This is a genomic window from Gordonia sp. NPDC127522 (assembly GCF_042672305.1).
GTDB lineage: Bacteria > Actinomycetota > Actinomycetes > Mycobacteriales > Mycobacteriaceae > Gordonia > Gordonia hongkongensis.
Window position 1 is genome coordinate 78,694 of sequence record NZ_JBHXVK010000018.1, and the last position, 26,072, is coordinate 104,765.

The window sequence follows — 26,072 nt, forward strand, 5'->3', positions numbered from 1 at the left end:
GGTTCCCGCCGGTGGGGGATGGCCGATACTGGTCGCATGCTGCTGACTGCCGACGACGTCGACCGCGCCACCGACGAGCTCGCGTCCGTGATCCGGCGGACCCCGACGATCGCGTCGCGGGTGGTGTCCGAGCGCAGCGGTGCGCAGGTGTGGCTCAAGTGCGAGAACCTGCAGCGCACCGGATCTTTCAAGCCACGCGGCGCGTACCTGCGCATCTCCCGGTTGTCGGCGGGGGAACGTGCCCGGGGGGTCGTCGCGGCCAGTGCGGGCAATCATGCGCAGGGAGTCGCCTGGGCGGCATCGGAACTGGGGATCGCCTCACGGGTCTACATGCCGGCCGGGGCCGCGCTGCCGAAGATCGCCGCGACGAAAGCCTATGGCGCAGAGGTGGTGCTCGCCGGATCGACGGTCGACGAGGCGCTGGTCGAGGCGCAGCGTCACGCCGATACGACGGGCGCGGCTCTGATCCATCCGTTCGATCATCTCGACATCGTCGCCGGACAGTCGACGGTCGGCGTCGAGATCCTGGAGCAGATCCCGGACGTGTCAACGATTCTCGTGCCACTCGGCGGCGGTGGGCTGCTCGCCGGCGTCGCCGCGGCGGCGCGTCTGCGACGACCGGAGGTCGAGGTGATCGGCGTGCAGGCGGCGCAGGCCGCGGCCTGGCCGACGTCGCTCGCCGAGGAGCGGCCGACACCGGTCGCGGCGATGAACACCATGGCCGACGGCATCGCCGTCGCGACACCCGGGAAGGTCCCGTTCGCGCACGTCTCCGAGTTCGTGGACCGGATCGTCACGGTCAGCGAGGAAGAGTTGAGCACCGCGCTGCTGCTCATGCTGGAGCGGGCGAAGCTGGTGGTCGAGCCTGCCGGGGCCGCGGCGGTGGCGGCGGCGGTGAGCGGTCGGCTCGCGCTGTCCGGGACCGTGTGCGTCGTGTTGTCCGGCGGCAACATCGACCCGCTGCTGCTGCGCCATGTGACGACGCACGGCCTGACCGCCGCCGGACGATTCCTGACCGTGACCGCGACCGTCTCCGACCGGCCCGGTGGACTGGTCGCACTGCTGGAACTGCTCCGCGACCTCGGCGCGAGTGTGCTCGACGTCGTCCATTCCCGCGTCGCCGACGACCTGTATCTCGGCGAGGTGCAGGTGACCGTCAGTGTCGAGACCCGCGGACACGACCACCAGCACGACGTCCGGCGGGCCCTCGCCGACGCGGGGTTTCTCCGGGAGTGACGAGTTTGTGGACGGGCGTTCCTGCTGTGGATTCCCGGCGCGGCCGCGACAGCGGGACGGATTACGTTGCCCGCCATGGGACGACGCACACACTCCGCCGAGGCGGCCTGGACACCACGGATTGCTCACCAGGTCCGGCACGAGCTCATGGATGACGTTCACGAGCAACGACGGAAGGCCTACCGGCGGCTGGACGAACTCGAGGCCGAAGCGGGACTGCTGGCCGAAGATCTCAACGATGCCGACGATGGCTCGCTGCATCTCGATCCGGACGAGTACACCGACAGGGAGGCCGCACTCGAGGAGGCGGACCGACTCCTCAGCCTCATCAACTGGTGGTCTTCGTCGCTCGCGGTGACGGTGTTGAATCTCGCCGACGCACCGGTGCACTGGGTCACTGCCCCGGCAGTAGAGCTGATCACAGGCGTGCAGAACGAGGAAGCCACCGCCGGGGGTGGCGGTGTGGACACCCGCGTCCTACCGACATTGGGTAGCGCCGGTCTCGCCTTGTTCGAGAGGTCCGCCGGACGCCATCGTCCATCGAAGAGATGTCCCGGTCTCGACAATCGCGACGTCGGGATCGACGGCTTGTGCTGGTGGCGAGCAACACTCGGTGGGGAGAACTCGCCGCCCGTCGTGGACATGATCACGCTGCACGTGCTGACCCGCGACCGGAAGCTCTGCCGCTCTGCAGAGGTCGACGGGCGACGCCCGACGGTCGTCGACGTGGACGCGTTCACCGTGGCGATCGAGCCTGCGTGGACGGGGAGCGCACAAGCCTCTCCATCGGTTCGCGTGCTGATGCGTCTCGCCGATGACCTGGGCCGGGGCACGCTGACTGCCTCGCCGATGCCGACGACGGGTCGAACTTCGGCGGCCGTCGCGGTGGTGGCCTGACAACCGGCCGACGGCTCACATCGCAGGTTCGAGGTTCGCGAAATGCTTGAGGGTGTCGGCCTCGATGGTCTTGTAGACCGTCGACGACGCGGGACCGGAGAACGCGCTGACCACACGGGACGAGGTGGGCAACTCGAGCGCGAAGGTCCACTTGAGTCGGCAGCCCACGTCGGCGGGCAGGATCTCGGTCGCCTCACCGAAGCGTCGGATGCCGGGGACGTTCGCCCTCAGAACCCGGAAACCGTTGCGGTAGCGGCCATTCGCCGGGTCCTCGGTCCAGTCGAAGAAGTCCTCGTCGAGGGTCACATAGCCGGGACCGAGGACCGCGCGGCGTTGTGTTCCCACACCGTACGGCGGCGGTAACACGAACTCGATCTTCTTGATCGCGCGGCACCAGTCCAGCGTGTGCTGACGGGTGAACTCGGCCCACGCGCGTTCCGGCGTGACCGGCAGGCGCACGTCGATGACGTGCCGGACCGGCGCATCGTCGAAGAAGTCGAGATCGAAGGACTCCAGCTCATGAGAACGTGCCATGGGTCACATTGAAGCACGGGCTTCCGGGTCGAGCCCCGGGCGAGCGGGTCGAAACAGGATCAGCCTCCTGTTGAGGTCAACCGGTGAACGTCAACTCGACTCCTGGACTTCGATCGAAGTCCAGGAGTCGAGTCGAGGTTCGCCGGTCGTGGGGTAAGCGACCCTCGCAAGCGGATCCGATATCGGCCCTGGTGCGTCCTAAAGTCATGACCTCTTTTCCCACCGACAGACACGGGCTGATTCGCCGCACGGCAACGCTGCGACTCGGCATCAACGACGACGCTGTGACAGCCGCCGTACGGCGCGGCGAACTGATTCGTCTTGCCCCGGGGGTCTGCGCAATGGCGGCCGACGAGGCGTCCGCCGAGGACCCGGGTGACCGTCTGTACCGACTCAGATCGATCGCGGTCGCGACGTCTGTTCGAGACTGTGACGCGTCGATCCTGAGTCACGACTCGGCGGCAGCCGTTCACCAGCTGCCGCTGCTGCACCCGGAACGCGAGGTCGTGCATCTGACGAAGAAGTCGAAGGTGGGCGGGTTCGGGCACGGGTTACGGATCGTCCATGCCGGGCCGGTGGCGCCCGACGAGGTGGTCGACATCGGCGGAATCAGAGTCACGTCTCGTGAGCGAACCGCTGTAGATGTTGCGATGTCCGGTGACTTCGCCCAAGCGCTGGTCGTGTTCGATCGTGCGCTAGCGTCCGGCGCTGACATCGCCACGATGACCCGTATCCTCGCGTCGCGGAACCGTTGGCGCGGTGCGGGGACCGCGCGTCGTGCCCTTGCGCATGCGGACGGTGCGTCGGAGAGTGTCGGGGAGTCGTGGAGCCGGGCGCAGATGATCGAGGCCGGGTTGCCGACTCCGCGACTGCAGCACACGTTCCAGACGGACGCCGGAGACGCGCGGACCGACTTCGACTGGGACGGAACACTTGTCGGTGAGTTCGACGGACTACAGAAGTACGGCCGACTGTTGCGCCAGGGTGAGAGCCCGCGCGATGCACTCATCCGGGAGAAGCGTCGGGAGGATGCGCTGCGCGCACAGGGGATCATGGTGATCCGGTGGACGTGGGGAACGCTCGAACGCGGCGAGCTGGCGAGTCTGCTCCGGCCGTGGTTGGACAAGCTGACCGCGGCTTGACCGATGAACGTCAACTCGACTCCTGGACTTCGATCGAAGTCCAGGAGTCGAGTCGAGGTTCGCCGGTCGGAGCGCGACCGGCGTTGGCGCACCGTGTGTGGCCCCGTCTGATTGCCGGCGTGGTCGCGGTGTGCGGAATTGCGTTGGGAGTCAGTACGATCGGCACTCAAAGTGGCGTCGCTGTGACCGCTACCGGTTCGAGCCAGGAGTTCGAGCAGTCACCGACGACCGGGACTCCCGGTGCAGAGTCACTCGCGACCTGGGAGCAGACGAGCGCAGTGGCGAAGGCGAAGGAGTACCTCTCGATCATGGCGTTCTCGAGAGCGGGTCTGATCGATCAGCTGGAGTACGAAGGGTTCTCGACGGCCGACGCGACGTACGCCGTGACCGAGGTCGAGGCTCAGGGCGCCGTCGACTGGAACGAACAGGCGGCGCAGAAGGCCCGCGACTATCGTTCGATGACGGCGTTCTCGCGGCAGGGCTTGATCGAACAGCTCGAGTATGAGGGCTTCACGTCCGCGCAGGCGACGTATGGGGTCGACCACGCGTAGGGCACGACCGATGAACCCCAACTCGACTCCTGGACTTCGATCGAAGTCCAGGAGTCGAGTCGAGGTTCGCCGGTAGCGCGACCGGCAGCTCACGGACGAGCACCCCCGGAAACACAGAACCCGGGACGGTCATGCCGTCCCGGGTTGTGTTCGTCGTCCGATCAGCCGTGGTAGGGCTCCGCGCTGACCAGGGTCACCTTGATGGTGGCGCCGCTGGGCACGGAGTACTCGCGCGTCTCGCCGACCTTGGCGTCGATGAGGGCGGCACCGAGCGGGGAGCTCGGGGAGTAGGTCTCCAGGCCGCCCTGGCCGCTCTCCTCGCGGGTGGCGATGAGGAACGTCTCGGTGTCCTTCTCGTCACCGTCGTAGTAGACGGTCACGACGGAACCGGGCAGTGCGACGCCGGACTGGGTCGGCGCCTCGCCGACCTTCGCGTTGTTCAGCAGTTCCTGCAGCTGGCGGATACGCGCTTCCTGCTGGCCCTGCTCCTCGCGAGCGGCGTGGTAGCCACCGTTCTCCTTGAGGTCGCCTTCTTCGCGACGCTCGTTGATCTCGGCGGCGATGACCGGACGGTTGGCGATCAACGAATCGAGCTCGCTCTTGAGGCGGTCATGCGACTCTTGGGTCAGCCAGGTCACCTGGGTGTCGGTCATCGGTCACTCCTTTGTGTTGTCCGCGCCCCGGGCGACCGTTTACACCAGGGGCATATGGACTGCTGAAAATGCAGCAACACGACCCCTCGCGGAGCCGTGTATCCGTTCAGGGTACCAGGTGGTGAGACCTATGGCACATCGGTACTGCCGCGCGACAGCGCGCCGAGAGCGTCCTGATACGTCGGTTCCATCCGTTTCAGCCATCCCACAACGAAATACGTCAAAGGCATGAGGATGACCTCGACGAGTGTCTTCCAGACGAACCCGACGATCGTGTAATTGATGAAATCTCCCCAGGTCGAGATACCCAGGGCGGTGGCGGCGATCGAACAGAAGACGATGGTGTCGGCCAACTGGCCGACAATCGTCGAACCCAACAGGCGCGCCCAGAGACGATTTTCCCCGGCGCGTTCCTTCATTTTGACCAAGACGAAGGAATTGAGGAATTCGCCCACGACATAACCGGCCAATCCGGCGAGCAGGAATTGTGGGACGACCCCGGCAACCGTCTCGAAAGCCGCCTGGCCTTCGTAGAATTCGGCGGCCGGCAGGTGAATGGTCAACCAGAAACACAACGACGCGAGAATCAGGACCGCGAACCCGGCGAGGATCGTCCGGCGCATGGCACGGAACCCGTAGACCTCGCTGATCACGTCGCCCAGCACGTACGCGAGCGGGAACAGGAAGAAGGCACCGTCGGTCACCAGGCCGTCCATCTGGATCGGCCCGAGATCGACCCGCAGCCATTCGTCGAACAGCACGACGCCTTTGGTGCCGGTGACGTTGCTGATGAGCATGACGCCGACGAAGACGGCGACCAGAAGGGGGAAGTAGCGGCTGCCGATGGAGGCGAAGGCGGCGCGCGGCGACGGCAGCTCGCTGCCGGTGGACGCGGTCACGAGGCCGAGGGCTTCAGGTAGGCGGGGACGTCCAGGGTGCAGCCGAAGACCTCGCCGATGACCGGCGGTTTCGACGTCGTGATCTCGGTGCGGACGCCGATGCGATCTGCGGAGTCGGCGGGGACGAGGATCTCGCGCCGGCCGGTCTCGCTGCCGTCTCGGGAACGTCCGCGCACGACGCAGGCCGCCGGACGGCTCGGGTCGGACCGTTCGACGGTGAACTGCACGGCGACCGTCGAGTCGTCGAGGATCTCGTATCCGGTGGCCTCGCCGGTGACATCGGCCGTGGAGAACCGGTTGTAGCCGATCACCGCCAGCGCCACCCCGGCTGCGACGACCAGGATCGACAGGGCGATGAACCAGCGACGACGCCCCGAGGCGGTCTCCGAACGCTCCGGATAGGTGGCGCGCGGACCGCTGTGCGGTCGCGAGGTGTCGGGTGTCGCGCGCGGCGCGTCACCGGCGTCTGCGGCGCCCCCGTCCGAACTGTTCACGCGTCAATACCTACCATGGGAGGAGTAGCGATCCGAAGGTGAGGAACTGTGACCGAATCCCACGTCGGCGACCCCAAGTCGGGTGTGTTCCGGCTGATGGCGGTGCACGCGCACCCAGACGACGAGTCGAGCAAGGGTGCCGCCACGACCGCGAAGTATGCGGCCGAGGGCAACGAAGTGCTCGTCGTCACACTCACCGGCGGTGAGCGTGGCGACATCCTGAATCCGGCGATGGACCGCCCGGGCATCAAAGAGCGGATGACCGAGGTCCGTCGCGAGGAGATGGCCAAGGCCGCCGAGGCGCTCGGCGTCCGACAGACATGGCTCGGTTTCGTCGACTCGGGACTCCCCGAGGGCGACCCGCTCCCGCCTGTGCCGGAGGGTTCCTTCGCCACGGTGCCGCTCGACGAGGCCACCGAGGCGTTGGTGCGTGTGGTCCGCGAGTTCCGCCCGCACGTGATCGTCACCTACGACGAGCACGGCGGATATCCGCATCCCGACCACATCCGCTGCCACGAGGTATCGGTCGCGGCGTACGAGCAGTCCGGCGATCCGGATGCGTTCCCGGAAGCAGGGGAACCGTGGACCGTGTCGAAGCTCTACTACACCCACGGGTTCATCCGGGACCGGATGGTCCTGTTCTCCGACGAGTTCGCGCGGCACGGCCAGGAGAGTCCGTTCGCCGAGTGGCTCAGCAAGTGGGACCCGAGCCGTGGCGATCTGATGGGCCGTGTGACGACCCAGGTCGAGTGCTCCAAGTATTTCCCGCAGCGTGACGACGCGCTGCGCGCCCACGCCACGCAGATCGATCCGAACGGGGTGTTCTTCGCGGTGCCGCTGGAGTGGCAACAACGCCTGTGGCCGACGGAGGAGTTCGAGCTCGCCCGGACCCGGGTCAAGACCGCGCTGCCGGAGACCGATCTCTTCGCCGGGATCGAGGCGTGATGGGCACCAGCACAGTCGTGAACGACACCCTGATGGTCCTGGCGCAGGAACCCCAGGGACCGGAGTTCGGCAAGGCCTCACCGCTGGGCCTGCTCGTGATCCTGTTGCTGCTCGTCGGGACCGCGTTCCTCATCTGGTCGATGAACCGGCAGCTGAAGAAGCTGCCCGCGTCCTTCGACGCCGACCACCCCGAAGCCGACCAGGCCTTCGACGAGGGAACCGATTCGCCGGGCCCGGCCGGTTCGGACGCGGTCGCACCGAACCCGCCCGGAACCCCGGGTGCCACCAGTGCCGCGGGCACCGACGACCGGCGGCCCGCCGACACCTGAGTCGAGGCGTAGAAGTGGAGTCATGCGCATCTCCACTCTGATCGGGACGTCACTCGCGACCGCTGCCGCGGCGGCCATCGGCAGTGTGGTCACCAAGCCGGCGGTCGAGACCTGGTATCCGAAGCTGGCGAAACCGTCCTTTGTGCTGCCGAACTGGGCGTTCCCGCTCGCCTGGACCTCCCTTTACGCCGACCTCGCGGTGACCTCGGCGGTCACTCTCGACGACCTGGCCGACGACGGGGACCACGAACAACGTCAGCGGTATCTCGCGGCGCTCGGCGCCAACCTCGTGCTCAACGGCGGGTGGAGCTGGATCTACTTCGGCCGGGGCGCCCTCGGAACCGCGTCGGTCGCGGCGGCGGCGCTCACCGTGAGCAGTGCCGACCTCGCCCGGCGCACCGCACGGACGAACCGGACGGCAGGTGCCGCGCTCGCCGCCTACCCGGCGTGGTGCGCGTTCGCCACCGTGCTCTCGACGAGCACCTGGTGGCTCAATCGTGGTCGGCGGTCACCGGCGCCTGCCTGAGCGTCGCGGCGAATCGGTCCATCGCCCAGTCGATCTCGGATTCCGTGACCACGAGCGGCGGTGCGAGTCGCAGCGTCGAGCCGTGGGTGTCCTTGGCGAGGACATTGCGTTCGGACAGCCGCAGACAGAAATCCTTGCCGGTGCCGAGCGCGGGGTCGAGATCGATCCCTGCCCACAGGCCGAGGCCGCGCACCGCCACCACCCCGTTCCCGACGAAGTCGCGCAGTCGGGCGTGCAGATGATCGCCCAGTTCCGCCGCCCGTCGTTGCCAGGTCCCGTCGGCGAGCATGTCGACGACGGTGTGACCGACGGCCGCGGCGAGCGGGTTACCGCCGAAGGTCGATCCGTGCTGACCGGGATGCAGGACGCCGAGGACGTCGTGGTCGGCAACCACCGCCGACACCGGTAGGAGCCCGCCGCCGAGTGCCTTCCCCAGCAGGTAGACGTCGGGTTCGACGCCCCAGTGCTCTACTGCGAAGGTCCTACCGGTGCGGCCCAGACCGGACTGGATCTCGTCGGCGATGAACAGCACGCCGCGTTCGGAGCAGAGGGCCCGCGTGCCGGGCAGGTAATCGTCGGGAGGCACGACGACGCCGGCTTCGCCTTGGACGGGTTCGAGCAGGACGGCTACCGTGTTCTCGTCGATCGCGGCATCGAGGGCAGCCAGGTCGCCGAACGGGACGCGAACGAATCCCGGTGTGTAGGGGCCAAATCGGGCGCGCGCCTCGGGGTCGTCGCTGAACGAGACGATCGTCGTCGTGCGGCCGTGGAAGTTCCCGGAGGCCACCACGATCGTGGCGCGGCCGTCGGGTACGCCTTTGACGTCGTAACCCCACTTGCGGGCGACCTTGATCCCGGATTCGACCGCCTCGGCACCTGTGTTCATCGGCAGGACCATGTCCTTGCCGCACAGGGAAGCCAGTGCGGCGCAGAACGGTTCGAGTCGATCGGACCGAAACGCGCGGCTGGTGAGCGTGACCCGCGCCAGCTGATCGAGTGCGGCGGCGACGATGCGTGGATGGCGGTGGCCGAAATTGACCGCGGAATAGGCACCGAGACAGTCGAGGTGGCGATGGCCGTCGATGTCGGTGATCCAGGCCCCCTCGGCGGTGGCCGCGGTCACCGGGATCGGCGAATAGTTGTGCGCCACATGAGGTTCGACGACACCGAGAGGTGCGCCCGCGCTGGCGTGGGTGCCGGTGCCGGGGCTCGTCATCGTCATGAATCGAGGGTATCGTCGAGGTCTGGTGCAAACAATCGACGTCGATTGCGTCTGAACGCAACGGATCGCCGGTATGGAAGCGAAGGGGAGCGGTCTGTTGCGGACACTGGACGACCTCGACGAGAGGGTGCTCGCGCACCTCACCCGGGACGCCCGGGCGACCTACCAGCAGATCGGGCAGCAGGTGGGGTTGTCGGCCCCCGCGGTGAAACGACGCGTCGACCGCCTGGTCGCCGACGGCGTCATCCGGGGTTTCACCGCGGTCGTCGACCCGCACGCGATGCAGTGGACCACCGAGGCATACGTGTTGGTGTACTGCCGGGGCAACATCTCGCCCGACGAGTTGAAGGCGGCGTGGGAGCCCATACCGGAGGTGGTGGGTGCGGCGACGGTCACGGGTCAGGCCGACGCCGTCCTGCACGTGATGGCCCGCGACGTACGCCACCTCGAGCAGGCGCTCGAACGCATCCGGCGGGCGGGCCCGGTGGATCGATCAGAGTCGATCCTCGTGCTCAGCGAGCTGATCGACCGGGGGCACCCGTGAGAATCGGGGTGTCGAAACCGTTGTGCTAGTGTGGTCGCCGTGATCAGCACCGTGCGCGCGTATTGGCGCTTTATCGAGGCTCCGGGTGGGGCCACGATGATGCGTTGACCTGACGCGCGTACGACACACCCGGAGCCCGAGCAGCGACCCCCACGGTCGCTGCTCTTGTCATTTGAGCGGGGCTCCGACCACACCCAGGGCATGCCTCGTCACCACAACGACACGGGCATGACCTCGAAAGGCACACAACGTGACCACCTTGCCGGACCTCCCGATCCGATCCGACGACAACGCCGAATCGACCTCCGACCGCCGCATCCGGGCGTTCCGTCCGATCCCGTCGCCCGACACCGTGCGCAGCGAACTGCCCCTCTCGGCACGACGAGCCGTCGCCGTCCAGCGCGACCGGGACGAGATCGCCGACATCCTCGCCGGCCGCGATGACCGGCTGCTCGTCATCGTCGGGCCCTGTTCGGTCCACGATCCGATCGCCGCCATCGACTACGCCCGGCGCCTCGCGCCGCTGGCCGATGCCTACTCCGAGCGGCTCAAGATCGTCATGCGCGTCTACTTCGAGAAGCCGCGCACCACCGTGGGGTGGAAGGGCCTGATCAACGACCCCGGGATGGACAACACCTTCGACGTCGAGCGTGGCCTGCGCACCGCCCGGTCGCTGCTGCTCGACATCATCGACCTCGGCCTGCCGGTCGGCTGCGAATTCCTCGAGCCGACCAGTCCGCAGTACATCGCCGACGCGGTCGCGTGGGGGGCCATCGGCGCCCGCACCACCGAGTCCCAGGTCCACCGGCAGCTGGCGTCCGGTCTGTCGATGCCGATCGGGTTCAAGAACGGTACCGACGGGAACGTCCAGGTCGCCATCGACGGTGTGAAAGCCGCTGCGGCCGAACACGTCTTCTTCGGCGTCGACGACTTCGGCAACGGTGCCGTGGTGGAGACCGCGGGCAACGAGGACTGCCACATCATCCTGCGCGGCGGCACGCGCGGCCCGAACTTCGACGCGGAGTCGGTGTCGGCGGCCGCCGAGGCGCTCGCCGCGGCCGGCCTGCCCGCCCGGGTCATGATCGACTGTTCGCACGCCAATTCGGGCAAGGATCATGTCCGTCAGGCGGAGGTCGCCACCGAGATCGCGACGCGCCTTCGGGCGGCGCGCGAGGCCGGTGAGCCGTCGAACGTCAGCGGCGTGATGCTGGAGAGCTTCCTCGAACCCGGCGCGCAGTCGACCGAGGCCACCCCGCTGGTGTACGGCAAGTCCGTCACCGACAAGTGCATGGGCTGGGAGGCCAGCGCCCAGGTCCTGGCGGCGCTCGCGCGGGGGTGACCCTTCGTGACGCGCCCTCCGTAAGCTCCGGGCGCTCCTGAGGGAGCAGGGGGCAGGGCGTTCTTTCGGATCAGGGAGCGGCGTCAGACGACGTCGACCTCAGACGTCGAGTCCGGGATCGTGATCAGTGCTCGACGACGCAGTGTTCCGCGGGGCGACCGTACCGACGGCGCCACGCGGAACTCGGCCTCCCATCGATCGGAGTGGATCCGGTTGAGCAGGTAGCCGCGTTGCGAGTTGCCGAAGCGGACGTGGGGTGAGGCTTCCTTGAGGCGGCGGTCGCCGTCGTCGCTGTCCACCCCGTCGCCGCCGGAGGTGATCGACGTCGCGGCCAATTCGATGCCGCGCGTGGGCGATTCATCGGTGTAGGAGGTCCGGAGGTCGGCGACCACGCTGCGATGGATGTCGCCGGCGAGCGACACCAGGTTGCGCACGCCCCGGTCGGCGGCGCCGCCGAGGACGCGGGAGCGCGACGCCTCGTAGCCGCTCCACCCGTCCATGCTGACCGCCCGGGTCGAGTCGACGATTCGGGCGAGGTCGGCCATCGGTACCTGCTGGGCGAGGACGTTCCACCGGCGCCGGGACGAGGCGAAGCCGGCGAGCACCCATCGTTCCTGTTCGGCACCGAGGATGGTCCGGGAGGCGTCCGCGGTGGGCGCGTTCTGCCCGGTGTCGTTGTCCCCGTTGGCCTGATCGCTGCGGTGACTGCGGGTGTCGAGCAGGGTGAGGTCCACCAGGTCTCCGAAACCGAGCCGCCGATGCGCGCGGATGACGGTTCCGTTCGGTCGGGCCGCCACCCGCACCGGCGTGTTCTCCCACCATGCGCGCAGGGCGCGGGCGCGACGCAGCGCGAACGCGGTGAGTGGGGTGTGGTCCTCGGGAACTGCTGCGGCCCAGTTGTTGTCGACCTCATGGTCGTCGAAGGTGATCACGAACGGCGCCATTGCATGGGCGAGTTGGAGGTCGGGATCGGACTTGTACAGCGCGTAACGCTCGCGGTAGTCGTCGAGGTCGACTGCTTCCCGTGTTACCGAGAGCGGAAGCACCGCATCGGGTCTCGCACCACCATGAGCCGGGATCGGCTTCTCGTAGATGTAGTCACCGAGGTGGAGCACCACATCGGGTGCATGCGCCGCCAGGTCGGCGTACGCATGGTAGTAGCCGTCGGACCAGTTCTGGCAGGAGGCAACGGCGACCGTCATCTTCTCGACGCGTGCGAAAGGTGCGGGTGCCGTTCGGGTCCGGCCGATCGTCGAGACCTCGCCGAGTGCCCGGAACCGATAGAAGTAGTCAGCGGCGGGCGCGAGACCGCGAACGTCGACGTGCACGCTGTGTCCCCATTCCGCGGTGGCGTGGACAGTACCCCGACGCACGATGCGGGTCATGGACTCGTCGGCGGCGATCTCCCAGTCGACCCGCACCGGGCGTGGTTCCATGCCGCCACCGGGCGCGAACGGGTTGCGCGACAACCGCGTCCACAGCACGACGCCGTCGGGGAGGGGGTCACCGGACGCCACCCCGAGTCCGAACACGCCGGCGGGGTGAGCCGGTGTGGGTAGGGCCGGCGAGGTGCCGCCGAGGAGGCCGGGCGTGAACGCGAGACCGGCGACGAGTGCCGACCAGGTGAGGAAGCGGCGTCGGGAAGTGCCGCCGCGGAGCGTGAGGTCGGGATGACAACGGATGGTCGACGGTGTGAGAGGGGCCGGTGAGGCGTCGGCCGGGTTTCCCCGCATGGCCTCAGCCGACCAGGATCACCTGACCTGGGCTCCACCTGCAGACGGCGGGGACATGATGCGGAGGTGAAGTCTCCGACCTCCTCGCGTACGTCCCCGCCGCCTGCCCGACGGGCTACCGCGAGTCGACCGACCCGCTCGACTCGTTTCCGGCGCCGGTGACGACGCCGACTCGCTTGCGACGGGCGAGCATTCCGAGCACCGCGTCGACCACGAGGAACCCGAGGAGGCTGAGTCCGAGCAACGGCACGAACCAGCCCACGACCGCGGCCACCACCACGATCGTGACCGCGCCGGCCACCGGCACCCGACGCAGTGCACCCCGTGCCGGCGGGCGACCCATCGCGACTGGGCCGCCGCGCCGCGGGCGACGTTGCCACCACATCTGATAGCCGCGGGCGATCAGCACCACGAGCGCGATCGCCAGGAGCAGGAGAACCAGCTGGCTCACCCAGCCGAACAGGATGCCCATGTGCAGTGCGATGCCCCAGGTCGTGAGTTTCGCGGCGAGCGGCCAGTCGGCGAACCACAGTTCGTCGACAACGGCACCGGTCGCGCCGTTCACGGTGACGGTGTCCTGGGCGAACTGCCAGGGCTGCCTGGTCTCGGCGACGGTGAAGGCGGTGTCCGCATCGGTCGGGACGGACACCTCGACCTGGCCGTCCACACCGGCGGCCCGAGCGGCGACCAGCACCCGGTCGAGCTGCGCGATCGTCTGCCCGGACGTTTCCGGAACGTGCTGCTCGTGACCCGCGCCGCCATGATCGCCGTGCCCGCTGTGATCACCGTGCCCGTCCGATCCGGACGTCGATCCGGACAGCGAGGTGTCGACCGTCGGGGTCGTCCAGCTCAGCGCCGTGCGCACATCGGAGACGTGCTCACCGGCGTACTTCGACCACGTCAGACCGGTGGCCGACAAGAACACCAATCCCACGGCGATCCAGACGCCGATCACGCCGTGCCGGTTGCGGGTGCGGTTGCGTCCGGTCGCCGATCGGTCGAAGGTGACCAACTCGGCGGTGCGCCGTTTCCGTCGTGCGCGGTAGTCGGAGATCCACAGGGCGAGGCCGCCCAGCGCGATCACCCAGAGCCACGATGCGGCGAGTTCGCTGTAGATCCGGCCGGGCTCACCGAGGTGGAGGTGCCGGTGGAACTCGCTCAGCCAGGTGCGCAGCGGCAGAGCGGCGCTGCTGCCGTAGGACACCGATTGCCCTGTCGACTCCAGGGTCACCGGATCGATGAACACGGCCTGGCGCTTCGACGCCCCGAGGGAGGGATCGTCGAACAGGACGCGGGTCGTGTCGCCGGGTTCGGCGGCCGGGCGCACCGCGGACAGGGTGAGGTCCGGCCGGATCCGGGCCGCCGCCTCGACCTGTTCGGAGACCGGCCGCGCGTCGCCGGTGCTGTCGGTGGAGAGTTGATCGCGGTAGACGACTTGTTCCAGCGACGGGGAGATCGCGTAGAGCCCGCCGCTGACGGCCGCAACGATCAGGAACGGCGCGATGAAGACGCCTGCGTAGAAGTGCAACCGGCGCAGCAGAGGTTGCCAGCTGTTCGGGGTCACTCGCCGGTCTGGTGCGGCGGCTGGTGGAGTCGGGTTGTCGTCGGATGTTTCGGGACGTGGGTCGGGCGGCCCGGTGGGTTCACCGGGGCGGGACAAGTTCGACAGGGTCACGGGTGGGCCTCTCATGCGGAAGACGGCGCGCGGCATCGACCGCGGTCAGGCGGGATGGCAGACGCGCACCGACCGGCCCGTCGGATGGACGGGTCGGCGGAAGTCGATGGATTCAGCGTGCGGGAGAGGGTGGTCCGCGGGTGTCGAGAGCGGCGATGGCGCGCAGGCGGGGCCGCGCGTCGTCGTGGGTCGCCAGCGGGGCGTGCAGGATCGCGTCGTCAGCGGGCGGGTCGAGGACGGCCCGGATGAGTGCGACGACCGCGGTCAGGACGCTGAGCAGGGCGGGTTCGACGACGTGGATGGCGGCGGCGGTGAGCAGAGTCGCCACCGCGTGGACGAACAGCATGGTTCCGCTCGGGGCGTGTGCCAGCGCACTCACACCGGCGTGGTGCGCCGACGAGGCATCGAGCGCGGTGAGGGACACGTGTGCGAGCACCTGCCCGGCCGCGAGGAGCCCGATCGTGCCGAGCCACCCGGGACGACGACGGGCCGTCGCGCCGATCGCCCAGCCGAGTACGGTGCACGCCGCGATCATGAACACCAGAGATGAGGTGGCGGGGAGAGAGCCGGCCGCGAGCCCGTGCGCGGCCACCGCGGTGCTGGCCGACAGCGCGCCGACGACCCCACCGCGGAGGCGGTGGAGGGCGCGCATGTCCGGGCTCACGGAAGGAGCATAGCGACGGCGACCGCGCCCGAACCGTGCGCGGTCACCGAACGGGCAGGTCAGCCCAACACCAATAGCCAGGCGGCGACGTAGTGCAGCAGGGCCGCGACTGCTGTGCATGCATGGAACACCTCGTGATGACCGAAGGTCTCCGGCCAGGGGTCGGGCCAGCGTGCCGCGTAGAGGACGCCGCCGACGCTGTAGAAGACACCGCCGAGCGCGAGCAGGATCAGAACGGGCAGACCGGTCTCGCCGACGAGCGCCGGGGCGACGGCCACGATCACCCAGCCCAGCACGATGTAGAGGGTGACCCCGAGCCAGCGGGGTGCGCCGGGCCACGCGATCTTGAGGGTCGCACCGGCGGCTGCGCCGACCCAGACGGTGCCGAGGACCCACCAACTGGTCGGCGAGGGAAGCCCGAGGGCGCAGAACGGCGTGTAGGTGCCGGCGATGAACAGGAAGATCATGGCGTGGTCGGCACGTTTCATCCGGGTCCGCGCGCGGGCGGTCTTCCACGGAATCCGGTGGTAGCCGGCGCTGATCGCGAAGAGTCCGAGCACGGTGACCGCGTAGACGGCACACGGGACGACGGCGACGGGGTCGCCGACCGTGGCCGCGCCGATCACCAGGGCCAGCCCGGCGACCGCGGCCACATAGGCGGAGTAGTGGTGGATGACCCCGCGCAGTCGTGGGCGGACGTCGGCCGACGGGTTCAGCAACGTGCTCACCAAACCTACGGTACCGTAACTTCGCGCGTCCACAGCGTCACCGGCAAGCCGCGATCCGACGCGTAAGGTGTCCTGCGTGACACGAGGCCGACACGACGCCGGAACGACGCGACGATGAAGCTCCTGCCGGACCGGCTTCGACGACCCGTCCTCTCCGTCTACGAACGCCGGCTCATCCAGCTCCTCGACACCGAGCGCCTGCCGCGTCACGTGGCGATCATCTGCGACGGCAACCGGCGGTGGGCGCGTGAGGCTGGTTTCGAGGACGTCAGCCACGGACATCGCGTGGGTGCCCAGCGCATCGCGGACATGCTCGGCTGGTGCGCGGGCCTGGGCATCGAGGCCGTCACGATCTACCTGTTGTCGACCGAGAACCTCAACCGGTCATCAGACGAACTCGACGCACTCCTCGAGATCGTGCCGGACATCGTCGACGAGATCTCCGCGCCCGAGGGCGAGTGGCGCATCCGCATCGTCGGCACCCTCGACGCACTGCCCGAGCCGGTGGCCGGACGTCTGCGGGCGGCCGCCGACCGCACCGCCGAACGGCGGGGGATGAACGTCAACGTCGCCGTCGGATACGGCGGGCGTCAGGAGATCGTGGACGCGGTTCGCGCGCTCCTGGAGGAGAAGGTGGCCGCCGGGGCGACTGCGGCCGAGATGGTGGATGCGGTCACCGTGGAGGCGATCGACGCCAATCTCTACACCAAAGGTCAGCCCGACCCGGACCTCGTGATCCGGACCTCCGGAGAGCAGCGACTGTCGGGATTCCTGTTGTGGCAGAGCGCCTATTCGGAGATCTGGTTCACCGACGCCTACTGGCCGGAGTTCCGTCGGGTGGACTTCCTGCGCGCCTTGCGCGACTACTCCGCGCGGAGCCGGCGGTTCGGCAAGTGACTCCGCCGGTGCCGACCCGCGCCGGGTTCAACGCGCCACGGAGTCGGCCAGGAGCCTGGTCAATGCGGTGAGATCGGCGCCGAACGTCGATGCCGCAGGAGTGCCGAAGCCGACACCGATCCCGCCGGAGGGCAGCGGGTCGGCGTCGGGATGCCGGAACAGGGACTGTCCGGTCACCGCGATTCCGCGTTCGTAGGCCCGGTGGACGATGGCTCCCTCGTCGGCATGGTCGACGGGGATCAACGCGTGCAGTCCGGCGGCGATGCCGGGGAGTTCCAGTCCGATTCCGGCCAGGGCCGCCACCAACGCATCGCGTCGGGTCCGGTAGGCCTGACGGCTGCGCCGGATGTGCCGGTCGTAGGCTCCGGAACCGATCAGTTCGGCCAGCGTGAGCTGATCGACGATGCTCGCGTCGGCCTCACGGAACCCCTTGCCGCGCAACACCGGTTCGACCAGATGGGCGGGAGTGGCCAGCCAACCCGCGCGTACCGCCGGCGACAGGCTCTTGCTCAACGAACCGGTGTGGACGACGACGTCGGGGCCGAGCGCCTGCAACGCACCGACCGGTTCGCGGTCGTAGCGGAACTCGCCGTCGTAGTCGTCCTCCACGATGACCGCGCCGGTCCGCCGCGCCCAGTCGACGACCTGCATCCGGCGCGCCGGCGAGAGGGCGACACCGGTGGGGAACTGGTGGCTGGGGGTCAGCACGACCGCGGTCGCCCCGGTGCGTTCGAGCTCGTCGATGACCATGCCGTCGGCGTCGATGCGCACCGGTACGACCCGCGCGCCGCCGCGCTCGAGGGCATGCCGGTGAAAGGGCAGACCGTGGCTCTCGACCGCGACGACACCACCGATCACCGTGCGCGCCAACAACTCCAGTGCCGACAGCACCGACGTCCCGAGAACGATCAGGTCCGGTGCGGTGCGGACACCCCGAGTGCGGGCCAGGTAACCGGTGAGGGCGTTCCGCAGCTCGAGGCGCCCGCGGGGGTGAGCCGGTCCGAAGGCGTCGTCGGGGGTCTCGGTGAGGGCGCGCCGGGTGGCGCGGATCCAGTCGTTGCGCGGGAACATCCCGGCGCAGGGTCGCCCCAGCGAGAAGTCGTGACGCAGGGCCGGCAAGGCGGTGGACGCGCCGGGATCGTCGATGGCCGGTGGCCGTGCGGCACCGTCGGCGACCCGGGTGGCCGAGCCCTGGCGCGCGGTCAGCCACCCTTCCGCGATCAGTTCGGAGTAGACCGCCGACACGGTGCCGCGAGCGAGACCGAGGTCCGCGGCGAGGGATCGGTACGGCGGCAATGCGGTGCCCGCGGGCAGCCGGTTGTCGAGGATGGCCGAGCGCAGCGCCTCGGTGAGGGCCCGGCGCAGGGTGGCACCGCGCCCGCGGGCACCCGCGCCCGGATCGGGCTGCAGGTCGAGGAAAAGGTCCGCGCCCAGCCGCTCGGCCACTTCGGCCCAGGGATCCGCCGTCGAATTGACCCGCTTTTCTGCCATCGGATTGGACCACTTTCTTGAGCTAATTGCGGCATAGCCTAAACCCACAACACACAGCTGTCCGTCCTTGAGGAGGAACGAGATGAAGATCGTGGTCGTGGGTGCCAGCGGTGCGCTGGGAAGTCGGGTCGCCGACCTGCTCGTCGAGCGAGGCCACGAGGTGGTGCGTGCCAGCCGGGCGACCGGCGTCGACGCCTACACCGGAACGGGTCTGGCGGCGGCGTTCGACGGCGCCGGCGCCGTCGTCGACTGCCTCAGTCTCCAGACGCTGAAGGCGAAGGAGGCGATCGACTTCTTCGAGACCACGGCGACCAAGATCGGCCGTGCCGCGACGACGGCGGGCGTCGCGCACGTCGTCGTGGTGTCGATCGTCAACGCCGGCGATCCGGCGGTCAACGCCAAATTCGGTTACTACCAGGGCAAAGCGGCACAGGAGGCCGCCTACGGCGAGGTCGTCGACCCCGCGGCACTCACCATCCTGGCGTCGGTGCAGTGGTTCGAGCTCGCCGAGCAGATGATGTCGTCGATGGGGTTCGGCCCGATCGCCGTGGTGCCCAGGATGCGGTGCGCCCCGGCCGCTGTCGCCGACGTGGCCGTGGCGGTCGCCGACGTGGTGACCGCGGGGCCGACCGGGAAGCGGACCATCGAGGTGAGCGGCCCCGTGGAGATGGACCTGGTCGATGTGGCGAAAGCGGTTGCTGCGCAGACCGGTTCACCACGGTGGGTGTTCGGCCTCCGGTTCGGGGGGCCGACGATCCGCGGGGGCGGACTCGTGCCCGCCGATCCCGACGTCGTCACGTCGACGACGCTCGACGGGTGGCTGGCCGGTCGCGAGAGTGCGAATGCCGGGGAACGGCGATGAGCACCGCCGCCCGGCCCGCGACGAGAATGTGGATACCGCAGGACAATCCGTCCGTGTACAAGGCCCTCGTGGCGCTGCAGCGGGCGTCGTCGGCCGGTGTCGACCCCGAACTGGCCGAACTGATCGTCATCCGGGCCTCGCAACTCAACGGGTGCGCCTACTGCCTGCACATGCACACCTCCGATGCGCTCGCCAAGGACATCGACCCGCACAAACTGATGCTGATCGCCGCGTGGCGGGAGGCCGGAGAGGCGTTCACCCCGGCCGAACGGGCTGCACTCGCCCTCACCGAGAGCGTCACGCTGATCGGCGAGAACGGTGTGCCCGATGACGTGTTCGATTCCGCACGAGCCCATTTCGACGCCGCCGCGATGGGTCAGCTGGTCGCGTCGATCGTGATGATCAACGCGTGGAACCGCATCGCGCTGGCCGGCGGGTACCCGGCCGGACTCGACGAACGCCGGGCCGCGTCGTCGGTCAGAGCTTGCGCAGGCGCACCCGGTTGATGGAGTGGTCGTAGTCCTTGCGCAGCACCAGTGACGCCCGCGGCCGGGTGGGCAGGATGTTCTCGATCAGATTCGGCCGGTTGATCGAGGTCCACAGATCCCGGGCCGCGGCGGTCGCCTGATCGTCGGTCAGCGACGCATAGGCGTGGAAATGCGAGTCCGGGTTGGCGAACGAGGTGGTCCGCATCTGCAGGAAGCGCGAGATGTACCAGGATTCGATGTCGTCGATCTTGGCGTCGACGTAGATGGAGAAGTCGAACAGGTCCGAGACCATCAGCGTCGCTCCGGTCTGGAGCACGTTGAGGCCCTCGAGGATGAGGATGTCGGGCTGGCGCACATAGTGATAGACGTCGGGCACGATGTCGTAGGCGAGGTGTGAGTAGACCGGCGCGGCGACCTCGCGCGCACCCGACTTCACCTCGGTGACGAAGCGCAGCAGGGCCCGGCGATCGTAGGACTCGGGAAATCCCTTGCGGTGCAGAATGCCCCGACGCTGCATCTCCGCGGTGCGGAGCAGGAAACCGTCGGTGGTGATCAGGTCCACCTTCGGGTGCGACTCCCAGCGGGCGAGCAGGGCGGCGAGCACGCGTGCCGTCGTCGACTTCCCGACCGCCACACTGCCGGCGATCCCGATGACGAAGGGCACCTGCCGATTGGTCTGCCGCTCACCGAGGAAGGTCGAGGTCGCGGCGAACAACCGTTGCCGCGCAGCGACTTGCAGGTGGATCAGACGAGAGAGCGGCAGATAGACGTCGGCGACCTCGTCGAGGTCGATCTGCTCACCGAGGCCGACGAGCTCGGCCAGTTCGTCCTCGTTGAGCACCAGGGGCATCGACTCGCGGAGTTCGCGCCACTGCCTCCGGTCGAGTTCCAGGTACAGACTGGGATCCCGATCGGTGGCGTTGCGGGCCATCAGGGCAGCTCCGCCGATGTCGGTTCCGCCGCTCCCGGAGTGATCATGCGTACAGCTTAGGGCGACGTGTGACAGCGTCGATCGGTAGCCTGCCGGTATGCCGTCCCCGACCGCCGCCGACGCCGACCACGCCTCGGACCCGCTGGTGGCCGAGTACCTCCGCCTCGGCCTCGCCTTCGATCGCCTCGAACGGGGCTTCGTCGACGCCTACACCGGCGATCCCGCGCTGAAGGCGGAGGTCGAGAACGCACCCGCACCCGACCCAGCCCGGCTCGCCGACCGCGCGCGCGGGCTGCTCGCCGACCTGCCCGGCGCGCTGGACGCGCAGCGCGCCGAGTTCGTCGGCGCCCACCTGCGCGCGCTGGAGTGCTCGGCGCGCAAGTTCACCGGCGACGACGTCGGATTCGTCGACGAGGTCCGCGCCTACTTCGACGTCGACATCGCGATGGCCGATCCGGACCGGTATCGGCAGGCGCACGCCGACCTGGCGGAGGCCCTCGGCGTCCCGGGCGCCACCGGTGACGAGCTCCGGGACATCTACGCCGCGCACCGGCGTGCCGACGAGATCCCGCCCGAGCGGGTCGACGAGTGTGTCCGCGCGTTCAGCGGCGCGCTCCGCGAACGAGTCCGGTCCGCATATCCGTTGCTGGACAACGAGATCGTGGAGTTCGAGGTCGTCACCGACAAGCCGTGGTCGGGATTCAACTACTACCTCGGCAACTATCGCTCACGCGTCGCCATCAACGCCGATCTCACGCAGTACATGTCCTCGTTGCCCGCGCTCATCGCGCACGAGGCCTACCCCGGACACCACACCGAACACTGCCGGAAAGAGCAGTTGCTCGTCGGCGCCGGGCACGACGAGCAGTCGATCTTCCTGGTCAACACCCCGCAGTGCCTGATGGCCGAGGGCCTCGCCGACCACGCGCTGGCCGCGATCGTCGGTCCCGAGTGGGGAACGTGGGCACAGGAGATCTACGCCGACCTCGGACTCCGCTTCGACGCCGGGCGGGCGATGGGCGTCGGACGCGCCACCGCCGGGCTCCTCGGCGTTCGACAAGACGCCGCGCTGCTGCTGCACGACCGCCACGCCGACGCCGACACCGTCGCCGAACATCTCCGGCGCTGGCTTCTCGCGCCCGAGGAACGGGCCCGACAGATGCTGCGATTCCTCACCTCGCCGCTCTGGCGCGCCTACATCAGCACCTACGTCGAGGGATACCGATTGCTCGAGGCGTGGCTCGACACGGCCGACGACCGCGCGGCCGCCTTCGGACGCCTGCTCGACGAGCCACTCATCCCGGCGAGTCTGCGGCGCGAACTCGGTGCCTAGAATCGGGGCATGACCGCGAACCCGTCATCCCTGAACTCGATGTCCCTGGCCGAGGTCGACCCCGACGTCGCAGCCGCCATGAACGGTGAACTCAGCCGCCAGCGGGACACCCTCGAGATGATCGCCTCGGAGAACTTCGTGCCGCGTGCGGTGCTGCAGGCCCAGGGCAGCGTGCTGACCAACAAGTACGCCGAGGGGTACCCGGGACGTCGCTACTACGGCGGGTGCGAGTACGTCGACGTCGTCGAGGACATCGCCCGCAACCGGGCGAAGGAACTGTTCGGCGCCGACTTCGCGAACGTGCAACCGCACTCGGGTGCCCAGGCCAACGCCGCGGTGCTGCAGGCACTGATGGAGCCGGGGGAGACCATGCTCGGTCTCGACCTCGCGCACGGCGGTCACCTCACCCACGGCATGCGCCTGAACTTCTCCGGCAAGCTCTACGAGAACGCCTTCTACGGCGTGAGCAAAGAGGACTTCCGCATCGACATGGACGAGGTGCGCAAGATCGCCCTCGACGTCAAACCGAAGGTCATCGTCGCCGGGTGGTCGGCCTACCCGCGCACGCTCGACTTCGAGGCGTTCCGCTCCGTCGCCGACGAGGTCGGCGCACACCTCTGGGTCGACATGGCCCACTTCGCCGGTCTCGTCGCCGCCGGCCTGCATCCGTCGCCGGTCCCGCACGCCGACGTCGTGTCGTCGACCGTGCACAAGACCCTCGGCGGCCCGCGCTCGGGGATCATCCTCGCCAAGCAGGAGTGGGCCAAGAAGCTGAACTCGGCGGTGTTCCCCGGTCAGCAGGGCGGGCCGCTCATGCACGCGATCGCCGGCAAGGCGGTGGCCCTGAAGATCGCCGCCACCGACGAATTCGCCGAGCGCCAGCGGCGCACCCTGTCCGGGGCGCGGCTTCTCGCCGAACGCCTCAACGGCTCGGATGTGGCCGGGGCCGGCGTCTCGGTCCTGACCGGCGGTACCGACGTCCACCTCGTGCTCGTCGATCTGCGGAACAGCGCCCTCGACGGCCAGCAGGCCGAGGACCTGCTGCATCAGGTCGGCATCACCGTCAACCGCAATGCGGTGCCGTTCGATCCGCGGCCGCCGATGGTCACCTCGGGCCTGCGCATCGGCACCCCGGCGCTGGCCACCCGCGGCTTCGGCGACGAACAGTTCACCGAGGTCGCCGACATCATCGCCACCGCGCTCGCGGCCGGCGATTCCGCCGACGTCTCGGCCCTGCGTGGCCGCGTGTCCAAGCTCGCGCTCGACTTCCCGCTCTACGACGGTCTCGAGGAGTGGGGCCTGATGAGCCGGATCTGACCTGGATTGCCTGTCCCGGCGGCGCGTCCGTATCCTTTCAGCGATGAACGCCCTCACTGAAGACGACCTGATCATCGCGCTCGAGAAGGCTCTTCCCGAGATCGCCGAAGACCACCAGTCGGCCGCGAGTCCGTGGAATCCGCACGACTGGGTGCCGTGGGACGACGGACGCAACTTCGGGTTCCTCGGCGGAGCGGATTTCGATCCGTCGGAGGCCTTCCTGTCCGATGAGGCGCGTGCGGGACTGCTCGCCCTCCTGCTGACCAAGGACAACCTGCCGTCGTACCACCGGGTGCTGGCCAAGCACTTCCCGGCGTTCTCCGACTGGCGGCAGCTCGTGGGCGTGTGGACCGCCGAGGACAACCGCCACGCGATCGTCCTGCGCGACTACCTCGTCGTCCGGCGCGCGATCGATCCGGTGGACGCCGAGGAGCGCCGTCGCATCCACGTCACGCAGGGGTATCGGCAGACGCCGGAGCAGGTCGAGCCCCTCGGCCCGCTCGACGTGCTCGCGCTGATGGCGGTACACGAGAACCAGTGTGTCCACTTCATCAAGCGCCTGTCCGCGGTCGCCGGCGACGAGGCGCTCGTGGAGATCCTGACGAAGATCTCCAACGACGACCAGGGCCAGGCCACCACCTTCGGCGCGTTCCTCAACGCCGGCATTGTCGCCGACCAGGACGCCACCGTCCTCGCCATCGACCGGGCGCTGGCCCTCGACGAGCCGATCGGCCACGACATCGCCGACTTCGACACCGAGCGCGCACTCATCGCCGACTACGAGAACGCCGAGGTGAGGGCGGCCATCGCGGCGGCCCTGGCCGACGCGGTCAAGCTCGACACCGTCTCCGGTCTCGGCGAAGAGGCGGAGGCCGCGCGCACCCGCATCCTCGCGCGCACCGGCCGCTGACGACTCGCGCCACAATACGAACACGGCGCCACCGGGACGACGAAAGTCCTGGTGGCGCCGTGTTGCGTCTCCGGTGGAAACGATACGGCGGTTTACCCACAATTCACGCCGACACACCGGATTCCGGCGCGCCGCCAACGATTTCCGCGCGTACGTTGGCGAGTGACGGACCGCGGGGAAGCGGTTCGTTCGGGAGGTTCAATTCGTGGTTTGTGCGAGCAACGCGAGGGGGCCGGCCCCGGTCCTCGTCCACCTCGGCTGACGCCGGGACAACGGACAACTGAACCGGCCGGTCGACCAACACTGGTTTGTGCGGGAGCCGCACGAACGTAGGAGCCCCACGTGACCACACGCACCTACGTCCTCGATACCTCCGTGCTGCTGTCCGATCCCTGGGCGGTCATGCGTTTCGCCGAACACCACGTCGTGCTGCCACTGGTGGTCATCAGCGAACTCGAGGGCAAACGTCACCACCACGAACTCGGCTGGTTCGCGCGTGAGGCGTTGCGCATGCTCGACGACATGCGACTCGAACACGGCCGACTCGACCTGCCGCTCGAGATCGGCGACGAGGGCGGCACCCTCCAGGTGGAGCTCAACCACACCGACCCCGCCGTGCTGCCCGCCGGCTTCCGCACCGATTCGAACGACTCCCGGATCCTCGCCTGTGCACTGAACCTGCGCTCCGAGGGCAAGGACGTGACCCTGGTCTCGAAGGACACACCGCTGCGGGTGAAGGCCGGCGCGGTGGGCCTGGCCGCCGACGAGTACCACGCGCAGGATGTCGTGGTCTCGGGGTGGTCGGGCATGACCGAACTCGATGTCGCCACCGCCACGGTCGACACGCTGTTCGCCGAGGGCGTCGTCGACCTCGACGAGGCACGCGAACTGCCGTGTCACACCGGTGTTCGGCTGCTCAGCGCCACGTCGAGTGCCCTGGGTCGGGTGAACGCGGACAAGCGGGTGCAACTGGTCCGCGGCGACCGCGAGGCCTTCGGACTGCACGGACGGTCGGCCGAGCAGCGTGTCGCCCTCGACCTGCTCCTCGACGAGAGCGTGGGGATCGTCTCGCTCGGCGGCAAGGCCGGTACCGGGAAATCGGCGCTCGCGCTCTGTGCGGGACTGGAAGCGGTCCTGGAACGGCGTACCCAGCGGAAGGTCGTCGTGTTCCGCCCGCTGTACGCCGTGGGCGGACAACAGCTCGGCTATCTGCCCGGTAGTGAGTCCGACAAGATGGGTCCGTGGGCGCAGGCGGTCTTCGACACGCTGGAGGGGCTCGCGTCGCCGGAGGTCATCGACGAGGTCTTGAGCCGCGGCATGCTGGAGGTGCTGCCCCTGACGCACATCCGCGGGCGGTCGCTGCACGATTCGTTCGTCATCGTGGACGAGGCCCAGTCGCTGGAACGCAACGTGTTGCTCACCGTCCTGTCCCGCCTGGGGTCGGGATCTCGCGTGGTGCTGACACACGATGTCGCGCAACGGGACAATCTTCGCGTGGGCCGCCATGACGGCGTCGCCGCGGTCATCGAGAAGCTGAAGGGACACCCGCTCTTCGCGCACATCACGCTCACCCGCAGCGAGCGGTCGCCGATTGCCGCGCTCGTGACCGAGATGCTCGAGGAGTTCGCGCCGTAGGGCCGGCGCGGACCTCTGGGTTCCAGTCACTCGGTGGCCGTGGGGATTTCGCCGCCGGATACACGAGGGCCGCGTCGACTCCGGAAGGGAGTCGACG

At 68.7% G+C, this 26,072-nt stretch carries 27 protein-coding genes; 16 read left to right on the forward strand and 11 right to left on the reverse strand.

The genetic code is table 11. The features are described from left to right. Positions 1–36: 36 nt before the first annotated feature. Positions 37–1,236: a threonine ammonia-lyase gene (gene ilvA / locus ACFVHY_RS20850; protein ID WP_390275207.1), complete on the forward strand. Its 1,200-nt coding sequence runs from the start codon at positions 37–39 to the stop codon at positions 1,234–1,236. 75 nt (positions 1,237–1,311) lie between these two features. Continuing rightward, positions 1,312–2,133 carry a hypothetical protein gene (locus ACFVHY_RS20855; RefSeq protein ID WP_390275208.1) on the forward strand — a complete coding sequence of 274 codons (822 nt, stop codon included), beginning with the start codon at positions 1,312–1,314 and terminating at the stop codon, positions 2,131–2,133. 15 nt (positions 2,134–2,148) lie between these two features. Here ACFVHY_RS20855 and ACFVHY_RS20860 read toward each other — a convergent pair whose 3' ends face one another. Next, entirely contained in the window at positions 2,149–2,667 is a 519-nt protein-coding gene (locus ACFVHY_RS20860; RefSeq protein WP_390275209.1) for an SRPBCC family protein, read from the reverse strand. 206 nt (positions 2,668–2,873) lie between these two features. On the opposite strand from ACFVHY_RS20860, the gene ACFVHY_RS20865 reads away from it, so the two are divergent. Next, positions 2,874–3,809 (forward strand): hypothetical protein, encoded by a 936-nt coding sequence (locus ACFVHY_RS20865; RefSeq protein ID WP_390275210.1) that lies wholly within the window; start codon positions 2,874–2,876, stop codon positions 3,807–3,809. A 182-nt stretch (positions 3,810–3,991) separates the two neighbouring features. Further along, positions 3,992–4,360 (forward strand): Ltp family lipoprotein, encoded by a 369-nt coding sequence (locus tag ACFVHY_RS20870; RefSeq protein WP_390275212.1) that lies wholly within the window; start codon positions 3,992–3,994, stop codon positions 4,358–4,360. 161 nt (positions 4,361–4,521) lie between these two features. On the opposite strand, the gene greA is transcribed toward ACFVHY_RS20870, so the two are convergent. The 3 genes from greA to ACFVHY_RS20885 form a co-directional block, all read right to left on the reverse strand. Beyond that, positions 4,522–5,013, reverse strand: a complete 492-nt coding sequence (gene greA / locus ACFVHY_RS20875) for a transcription elongation factor GreA (RefSeq protein WP_004020945.1) — start codon at positions 5,011–5,013, stop codon at positions 4,522–4,524. A 128-nt stretch (positions 5,014–5,141) separates the two neighbouring features. Continuing rightward, the gene (locus tag ACFVHY_RS20880) at positions 5,142–5,912 is read right to left on the reverse strand and encodes a queuosine precursor transporter (RefSeq protein ID WP_390275214.1); all 771 of its coding nucleotides are present in this window, start codon (positions 5,910–5,912) and stop codon (positions 5,142–5,144) included. Then, on the reverse strand, positions 5,909–6,406 hold the full coding sequence (locus ACFVHY_RS20885; RefSeq protein ID WP_137809254.1) for a DUF4307 domain-containing protein: 498 nt from the start codon (positions 6,404–6,406) through the stop codon (positions 5,909–5,911). Before ACFVHY_RS20885 ends, ACFVHY_RS20880 begins: the two co-directional genes overlap by 4 nt. 48 nt (positions 6,407–6,454) lie before the next feature. Here ACFVHY_RS20885 and mca point away from each other — a divergent pair, with 48 nt between their 5' ends. Genes mca through ACFVHY_RS20900 form a run of 3 tightly spaced genes read left to right on the forward strand, consistent with a single transcriptional unit; the run spans position 6,455 to position 8,206 of the window. After that, positions 6,455–7,351, forward strand: a complete 897-nt coding sequence (gene mca, locus ACFVHY_RS20890) for a mycothiol conjugate amidase Mca (RefSeq protein WP_390275215.1) — start codon at positions 6,455–6,457, stop codon at positions 7,349–7,351. Then, positions 7,351–7,680 (forward strand): hypothetical protein, encoded by a 330-nt coding sequence (locus ACFVHY_RS20895; protein ID WP_390275216.1) that lies wholly within the window; start codon positions 7,351–7,353, stop codon positions 7,678–7,680. Before mca ends, ACFVHY_RS20895 begins: the two co-directional genes overlap by 1 nt. A 22-nt stretch (positions 7,681–7,702) precedes the next feature. Then, on the forward strand, positions 7,703–8,206 hold the full coding sequence (locus tag ACFVHY_RS20900; protein WP_390275217.1) for a TspO/MBR family protein: 504 nt from the start codon (positions 7,703–7,705) through the stop codon (positions 8,204–8,206). Here the strand turns inward: ACFVHY_RS20900 and rocD are convergent. Further along, positions 8,172–9,428 (reverse strand): ornithine--oxo-acid transaminase, encoded by a 1,257-nt coding sequence (rocD, locus tag ACFVHY_RS20905; RefSeq protein ID WP_390275218.1) that lies wholly within the window; start codon positions 9,426–9,428, stop codon positions 8,172–8,174. The genes ACFVHY_RS20900 and rocD overlap by 35 nt on opposite strands. A gap of 97 nt (positions 9,429–9,525) precedes the next feature. On the opposite strand from rocD, the gene ACFVHY_RS20910 reads away from it, so the two are divergent. Continuing rightward, complete coding sequence (locus tag ACFVHY_RS20910) at positions 9,526–9,972, forward strand: Lrp/AsnC family transcriptional regulator (protein ID WP_390275238.1); 447 nt, start codon at positions 9,526–9,528, stop codon at positions 9,970–9,972. Between the two features lie 250 nt (positions 9,973–10,222). Next, positions 10,223–11,311, forward strand: a complete 1,089-nt coding sequence (locus ACFVHY_RS20915) for a 3-deoxy-7-phosphoheptulonate synthase (protein ID WP_058250736.1) — start codon at positions 10,223–10,225, stop codon at positions 11,309–11,311. An 83-nt stretch (positions 11,312–11,394) separates the two neighbouring features. Here the strand turns inward: ACFVHY_RS20915 and ACFVHY_RS20920 are convergent, their stop codons facing one another. From ACFVHY_RS20920 to ACFVHY_RS20935, 4 genes are all read right to left on the reverse strand, one after another. Beyond that, the gene (locus ACFVHY_RS20920) at positions 11,395–13,044 is read right to left on the reverse strand and encodes an alkaline phosphatase D family protein (RefSeq protein ID WP_390275219.1); all 1,650 of its coding nucleotides are present in this window, start codon (positions 13,042–13,044) and stop codon (positions 11,395–11,397) included. Positions 13,045–13,159: 115 nt separating this feature from the next. Beyond that, positions 13,160–14,734, reverse strand: a complete 1,575-nt coding sequence (locus tag ACFVHY_RS20925) for a PepSY-associated TM helix domain-containing protein (protein ID WP_390275220.1) — start codon at positions 14,732–14,734, stop codon at positions 13,160–13,162. 97 nt (positions 14,735–14,831) lie between these two features. After that, a complete protein-coding gene (locus ACFVHY_RS20930) occupies positions 14,832–15,383 on the reverse strand; it encodes a hypothetical protein (RefSeq protein WP_390275221.1) in 552 nt (183 codons plus the stop codon). A 59-nt stretch (positions 15,384–15,442) separates the two neighbouring features. Further along, positions 15,443–16,111 carry a hemolysin III family protein gene (locus ACFVHY_RS20935; RefSeq protein ID WP_390275222.1) on the reverse strand — a complete coding sequence of 223 codons (669 nt, stop codon included), beginning with the start codon at positions 16,109–16,111 and terminating at the stop codon, positions 15,443–15,445. Between the two features lie 114 nt (positions 16,112–16,225). Here ACFVHY_RS20935 and ACFVHY_RS20940 point away from each other — a divergent pair, with 114 nt between their 5' ends. Continuing rightward, positions 16,226–17,008 carry an isoprenyl transferase gene (locus ACFVHY_RS20940; protein ID WP_390275224.1) on the forward strand — a complete coding sequence of 261 codons (783 nt, stop codon included), beginning with the start codon at positions 16,226–16,228 and terminating at the stop codon, positions 17,006–17,008. 27 nt (positions 17,009–17,035) lie between these two features. On the opposite strand, the gene ACFVHY_RS20945 is transcribed toward ACFVHY_RS20940, so the two are convergent. After that, the gene (locus ACFVHY_RS20945; protein ID WP_390275226.1) at positions 17,036–18,499 is read right to left on the reverse strand and encodes a PLP-dependent aminotransferase family protein; all 1,464 of its coding nucleotides are present in this window, start codon (positions 18,497–18,499) and stop codon (positions 17,036–17,038) included. 82 nt (positions 18,500–18,581) lie between these two features. Here ACFVHY_RS20945 and ACFVHY_RS20950 point away from each other — a divergent pair, with 82 nt between their 5' ends. Continuing rightward, positions 18,582–19,361, forward strand: a complete 780-nt coding sequence (locus tag ACFVHY_RS20950) for an SDR family oxidoreductase (protein WP_390275227.1) — start codon at positions 18,582–18,584, stop codon at positions 19,359–19,361. Continuing rightward, positions 19,358–19,867: a carboxymuconolactone decarboxylase family protein gene (locus ACFVHY_RS20955; protein WP_390275229.1), complete on the forward strand. Its 510-nt coding sequence runs from the start codon at positions 19,358–19,360 to the stop codon at positions 19,865–19,867. Before ACFVHY_RS20950 ends, ACFVHY_RS20955 begins: the two co-directional genes overlap by 4 nt. Here ACFVHY_RS20955 and coaA read toward each other — a convergent pair. Further along, positions 19,839–20,780 (reverse strand): type I pantothenate kinase, encoded by a 942-nt coding sequence (gene coaA / locus ACFVHY_RS20960; RefSeq protein WP_058250729.1) that lies wholly within the window; start codon positions 20,778–20,780, stop codon positions 19,839–19,841. The genes ACFVHY_RS20955 and coaA overlap by 29 nt on opposite strands. Before the next feature lie 97 nt (positions 20,781–20,877). Between coaA and ACFVHY_RS20965 the strand changes: the two genes are divergently transcribed. The 4 genes from ACFVHY_RS20965 to ACFVHY_RS20980 all read left to right on the forward strand — a co-directional run bounded on the left by ACFVHY_RS20965 (position 20,878) and on the right by ACFVHY_RS20980 (position 25,975). Next, positions 20,878–22,113 (forward strand): DUF885 domain-containing protein, encoded by a 1,236-nt coding sequence (locus tag ACFVHY_RS20965; RefSeq protein ID WP_390275230.1) that lies wholly within the window; start codon positions 20,878–20,880, stop codon positions 22,111–22,113. 9 nt (positions 22,114–22,122) lie between these two features. After that, positions 22,123–23,430 carry a serine hydroxymethyltransferase gene (glyA, locus tag ACFVHY_RS20970; RefSeq protein ID WP_390275232.1) on the forward strand — a complete coding sequence of 436 codons (1,308 nt, stop codon included), beginning with the start codon at positions 22,123–22,125 and terminating at the stop codon, positions 23,428–23,430. Positions 23,431–23,473: 43 nt separating this feature from the next. Then, complete coding sequence (locus ACFVHY_RS20975; protein WP_390275233.1) at positions 23,474–24,340, forward strand: acyl-ACP desaturase; 867 nt, start codon at positions 23,474–23,476, stop codon at positions 24,338–24,340. Between the two features lie 342 nt (positions 24,341–24,682). Continuing rightward, complete coding sequence (locus ACFVHY_RS20980) at positions 24,683–25,975, forward strand: PhoH family protein (RefSeq protein ID WP_390275234.1); 1,293 nt, start codon at positions 24,683–24,685, stop codon at positions 25,973–25,975. Positions 25,976–26,072: the final 97 nt, after the last annotated feature.

What these genes read in the sequence shown, in the direction of transcription:
- ACFVHY_RS20865 (WP_390275210.1), top strand. Translation starts at nt 2,874, where the DNA reads ATGACCTCTTTTCCCACCGACAGACACGGGCTGATTCGCCGCACGGCA.
- coaA (WP_058250729.1), bottom strand. Translation starts at nt 20,780, where the DNA reads ATGGCCCGCAACGCCACCGATCGGGATCCCAGTCTGTACCTGGAACTC.
- ACFVHY_RS20920 (WP_390275219.1), bottom strand. Translation starts at nt 13,044, where the DNA reads ATGCGGGGAAACCCGGCCGACGCCTCACCGGCCCCTCTCACACCGTCG.
- ACFVHY_RS20900 (WP_390275217.1), top strand. Translation starts at nt 7,703, where the DNA reads ATGCGCATCTCCACTCTGATCGGGACGTCACTCGCGACCGCTGCCGCG.
- ACFVHY_RS20860 (WP_390275209.1), bottom strand. Translation starts at nt 2,667, where the DNA reads ATGGCACGTTCTCATGAGCTGGAGTCCTTCGATCTCGACTTCTTCGAC.
- ACFVHY_RS20945 (WP_390275226.1), bottom strand. Translation starts at nt 18,499, where the DNA reads ATGGCAGAAAAGCGGGTCAATTCGACGGCGGATCCCTGGGCCGAAGTG.
- ilvA (WP_390275207.1), top strand. Translation starts at nt 37, where the DNA reads ATGCTGCTGACTGCCGACGACGTCGACCGCGCCACCGACGAGCTCGCG.
- ACFVHY_RS20895 (WP_390275216.1), top strand. Translation starts at nt 7,351, where the DNA reads ATGGGCACCAGCACAGTCGTGAACGACACCCTGATGGTCCTGGCGCAG.
- ACFVHY_RS20925 (WP_390275220.1), bottom strand. Translation starts at nt 14,734, where the DNA reads ATGAGAGGCCCACCCGTGACCCTGTCGAACTTGTCCCGCCCCGGTGAA.
- rocD (WP_390275218.1), bottom strand. Translation starts at nt 9,428, where the DNA reads ATGACGATGACGAGCCCCGGCACCGGCACCCACGCCAGCGCGGGCGCA.
- greA (WP_004020945.1), bottom strand. Translation starts at nt 5,013, where the DNA reads ATGACCGACACCCAGGTGACCTGGCTGACCCAAGAGTCGCATGACCGC.
- ACFVHY_RS20955 (WP_390275229.1), top strand. Translation starts at nt 19,358, where the DNA reads ATGAGCACCGCCGCCCGGCCCGCGACGAGAATGTGGATACCGCAGGAC.
- ACFVHY_RS20950 (WP_390275227.1), top strand. Translation starts at nt 18,582, where the DNA reads ATGAAGATCGTGGTCGTGGGTGCCAGCGGTGCGCTGGGAAGTCGGGTC.
- ACFVHY_RS20975 (WP_390275233.1), top strand. Translation starts at nt 23,474, where the DNA reads ATGAACGCCCTCACTGAAGACGACCTGATCATCGCGCTCGAGAAGGCT.
- glyA (WP_390275232.1), top strand. Translation starts at nt 22,123, where the DNA reads ATGACCGCGAACCCGTCATCCCTGAACTCGATGTCCCTGGCCGAGGTC.
- ACFVHY_RS20940 (WP_390275224.1), top strand. Translation starts at nt 16,226, where the DNA reads ATGAAGCTCCTGCCGGACCGGCTTCGACGACCCGTCCTCTCCGTCTAC.
- ACFVHY_RS20855 (WP_390275208.1), top strand. Translation starts at nt 1,312, where the DNA reads ATGGGACGACGCACACACTCCGCCGAGGCGGCCTGGACACCACGGATT.
- ACFVHY_RS20965 (WP_390275230.1), top strand. Translation starts at nt 20,878, where the DNA reads ATGCCGTCCCCGACCGCCGCCGACGCCGACCACGCCTCGGACCCGCTG.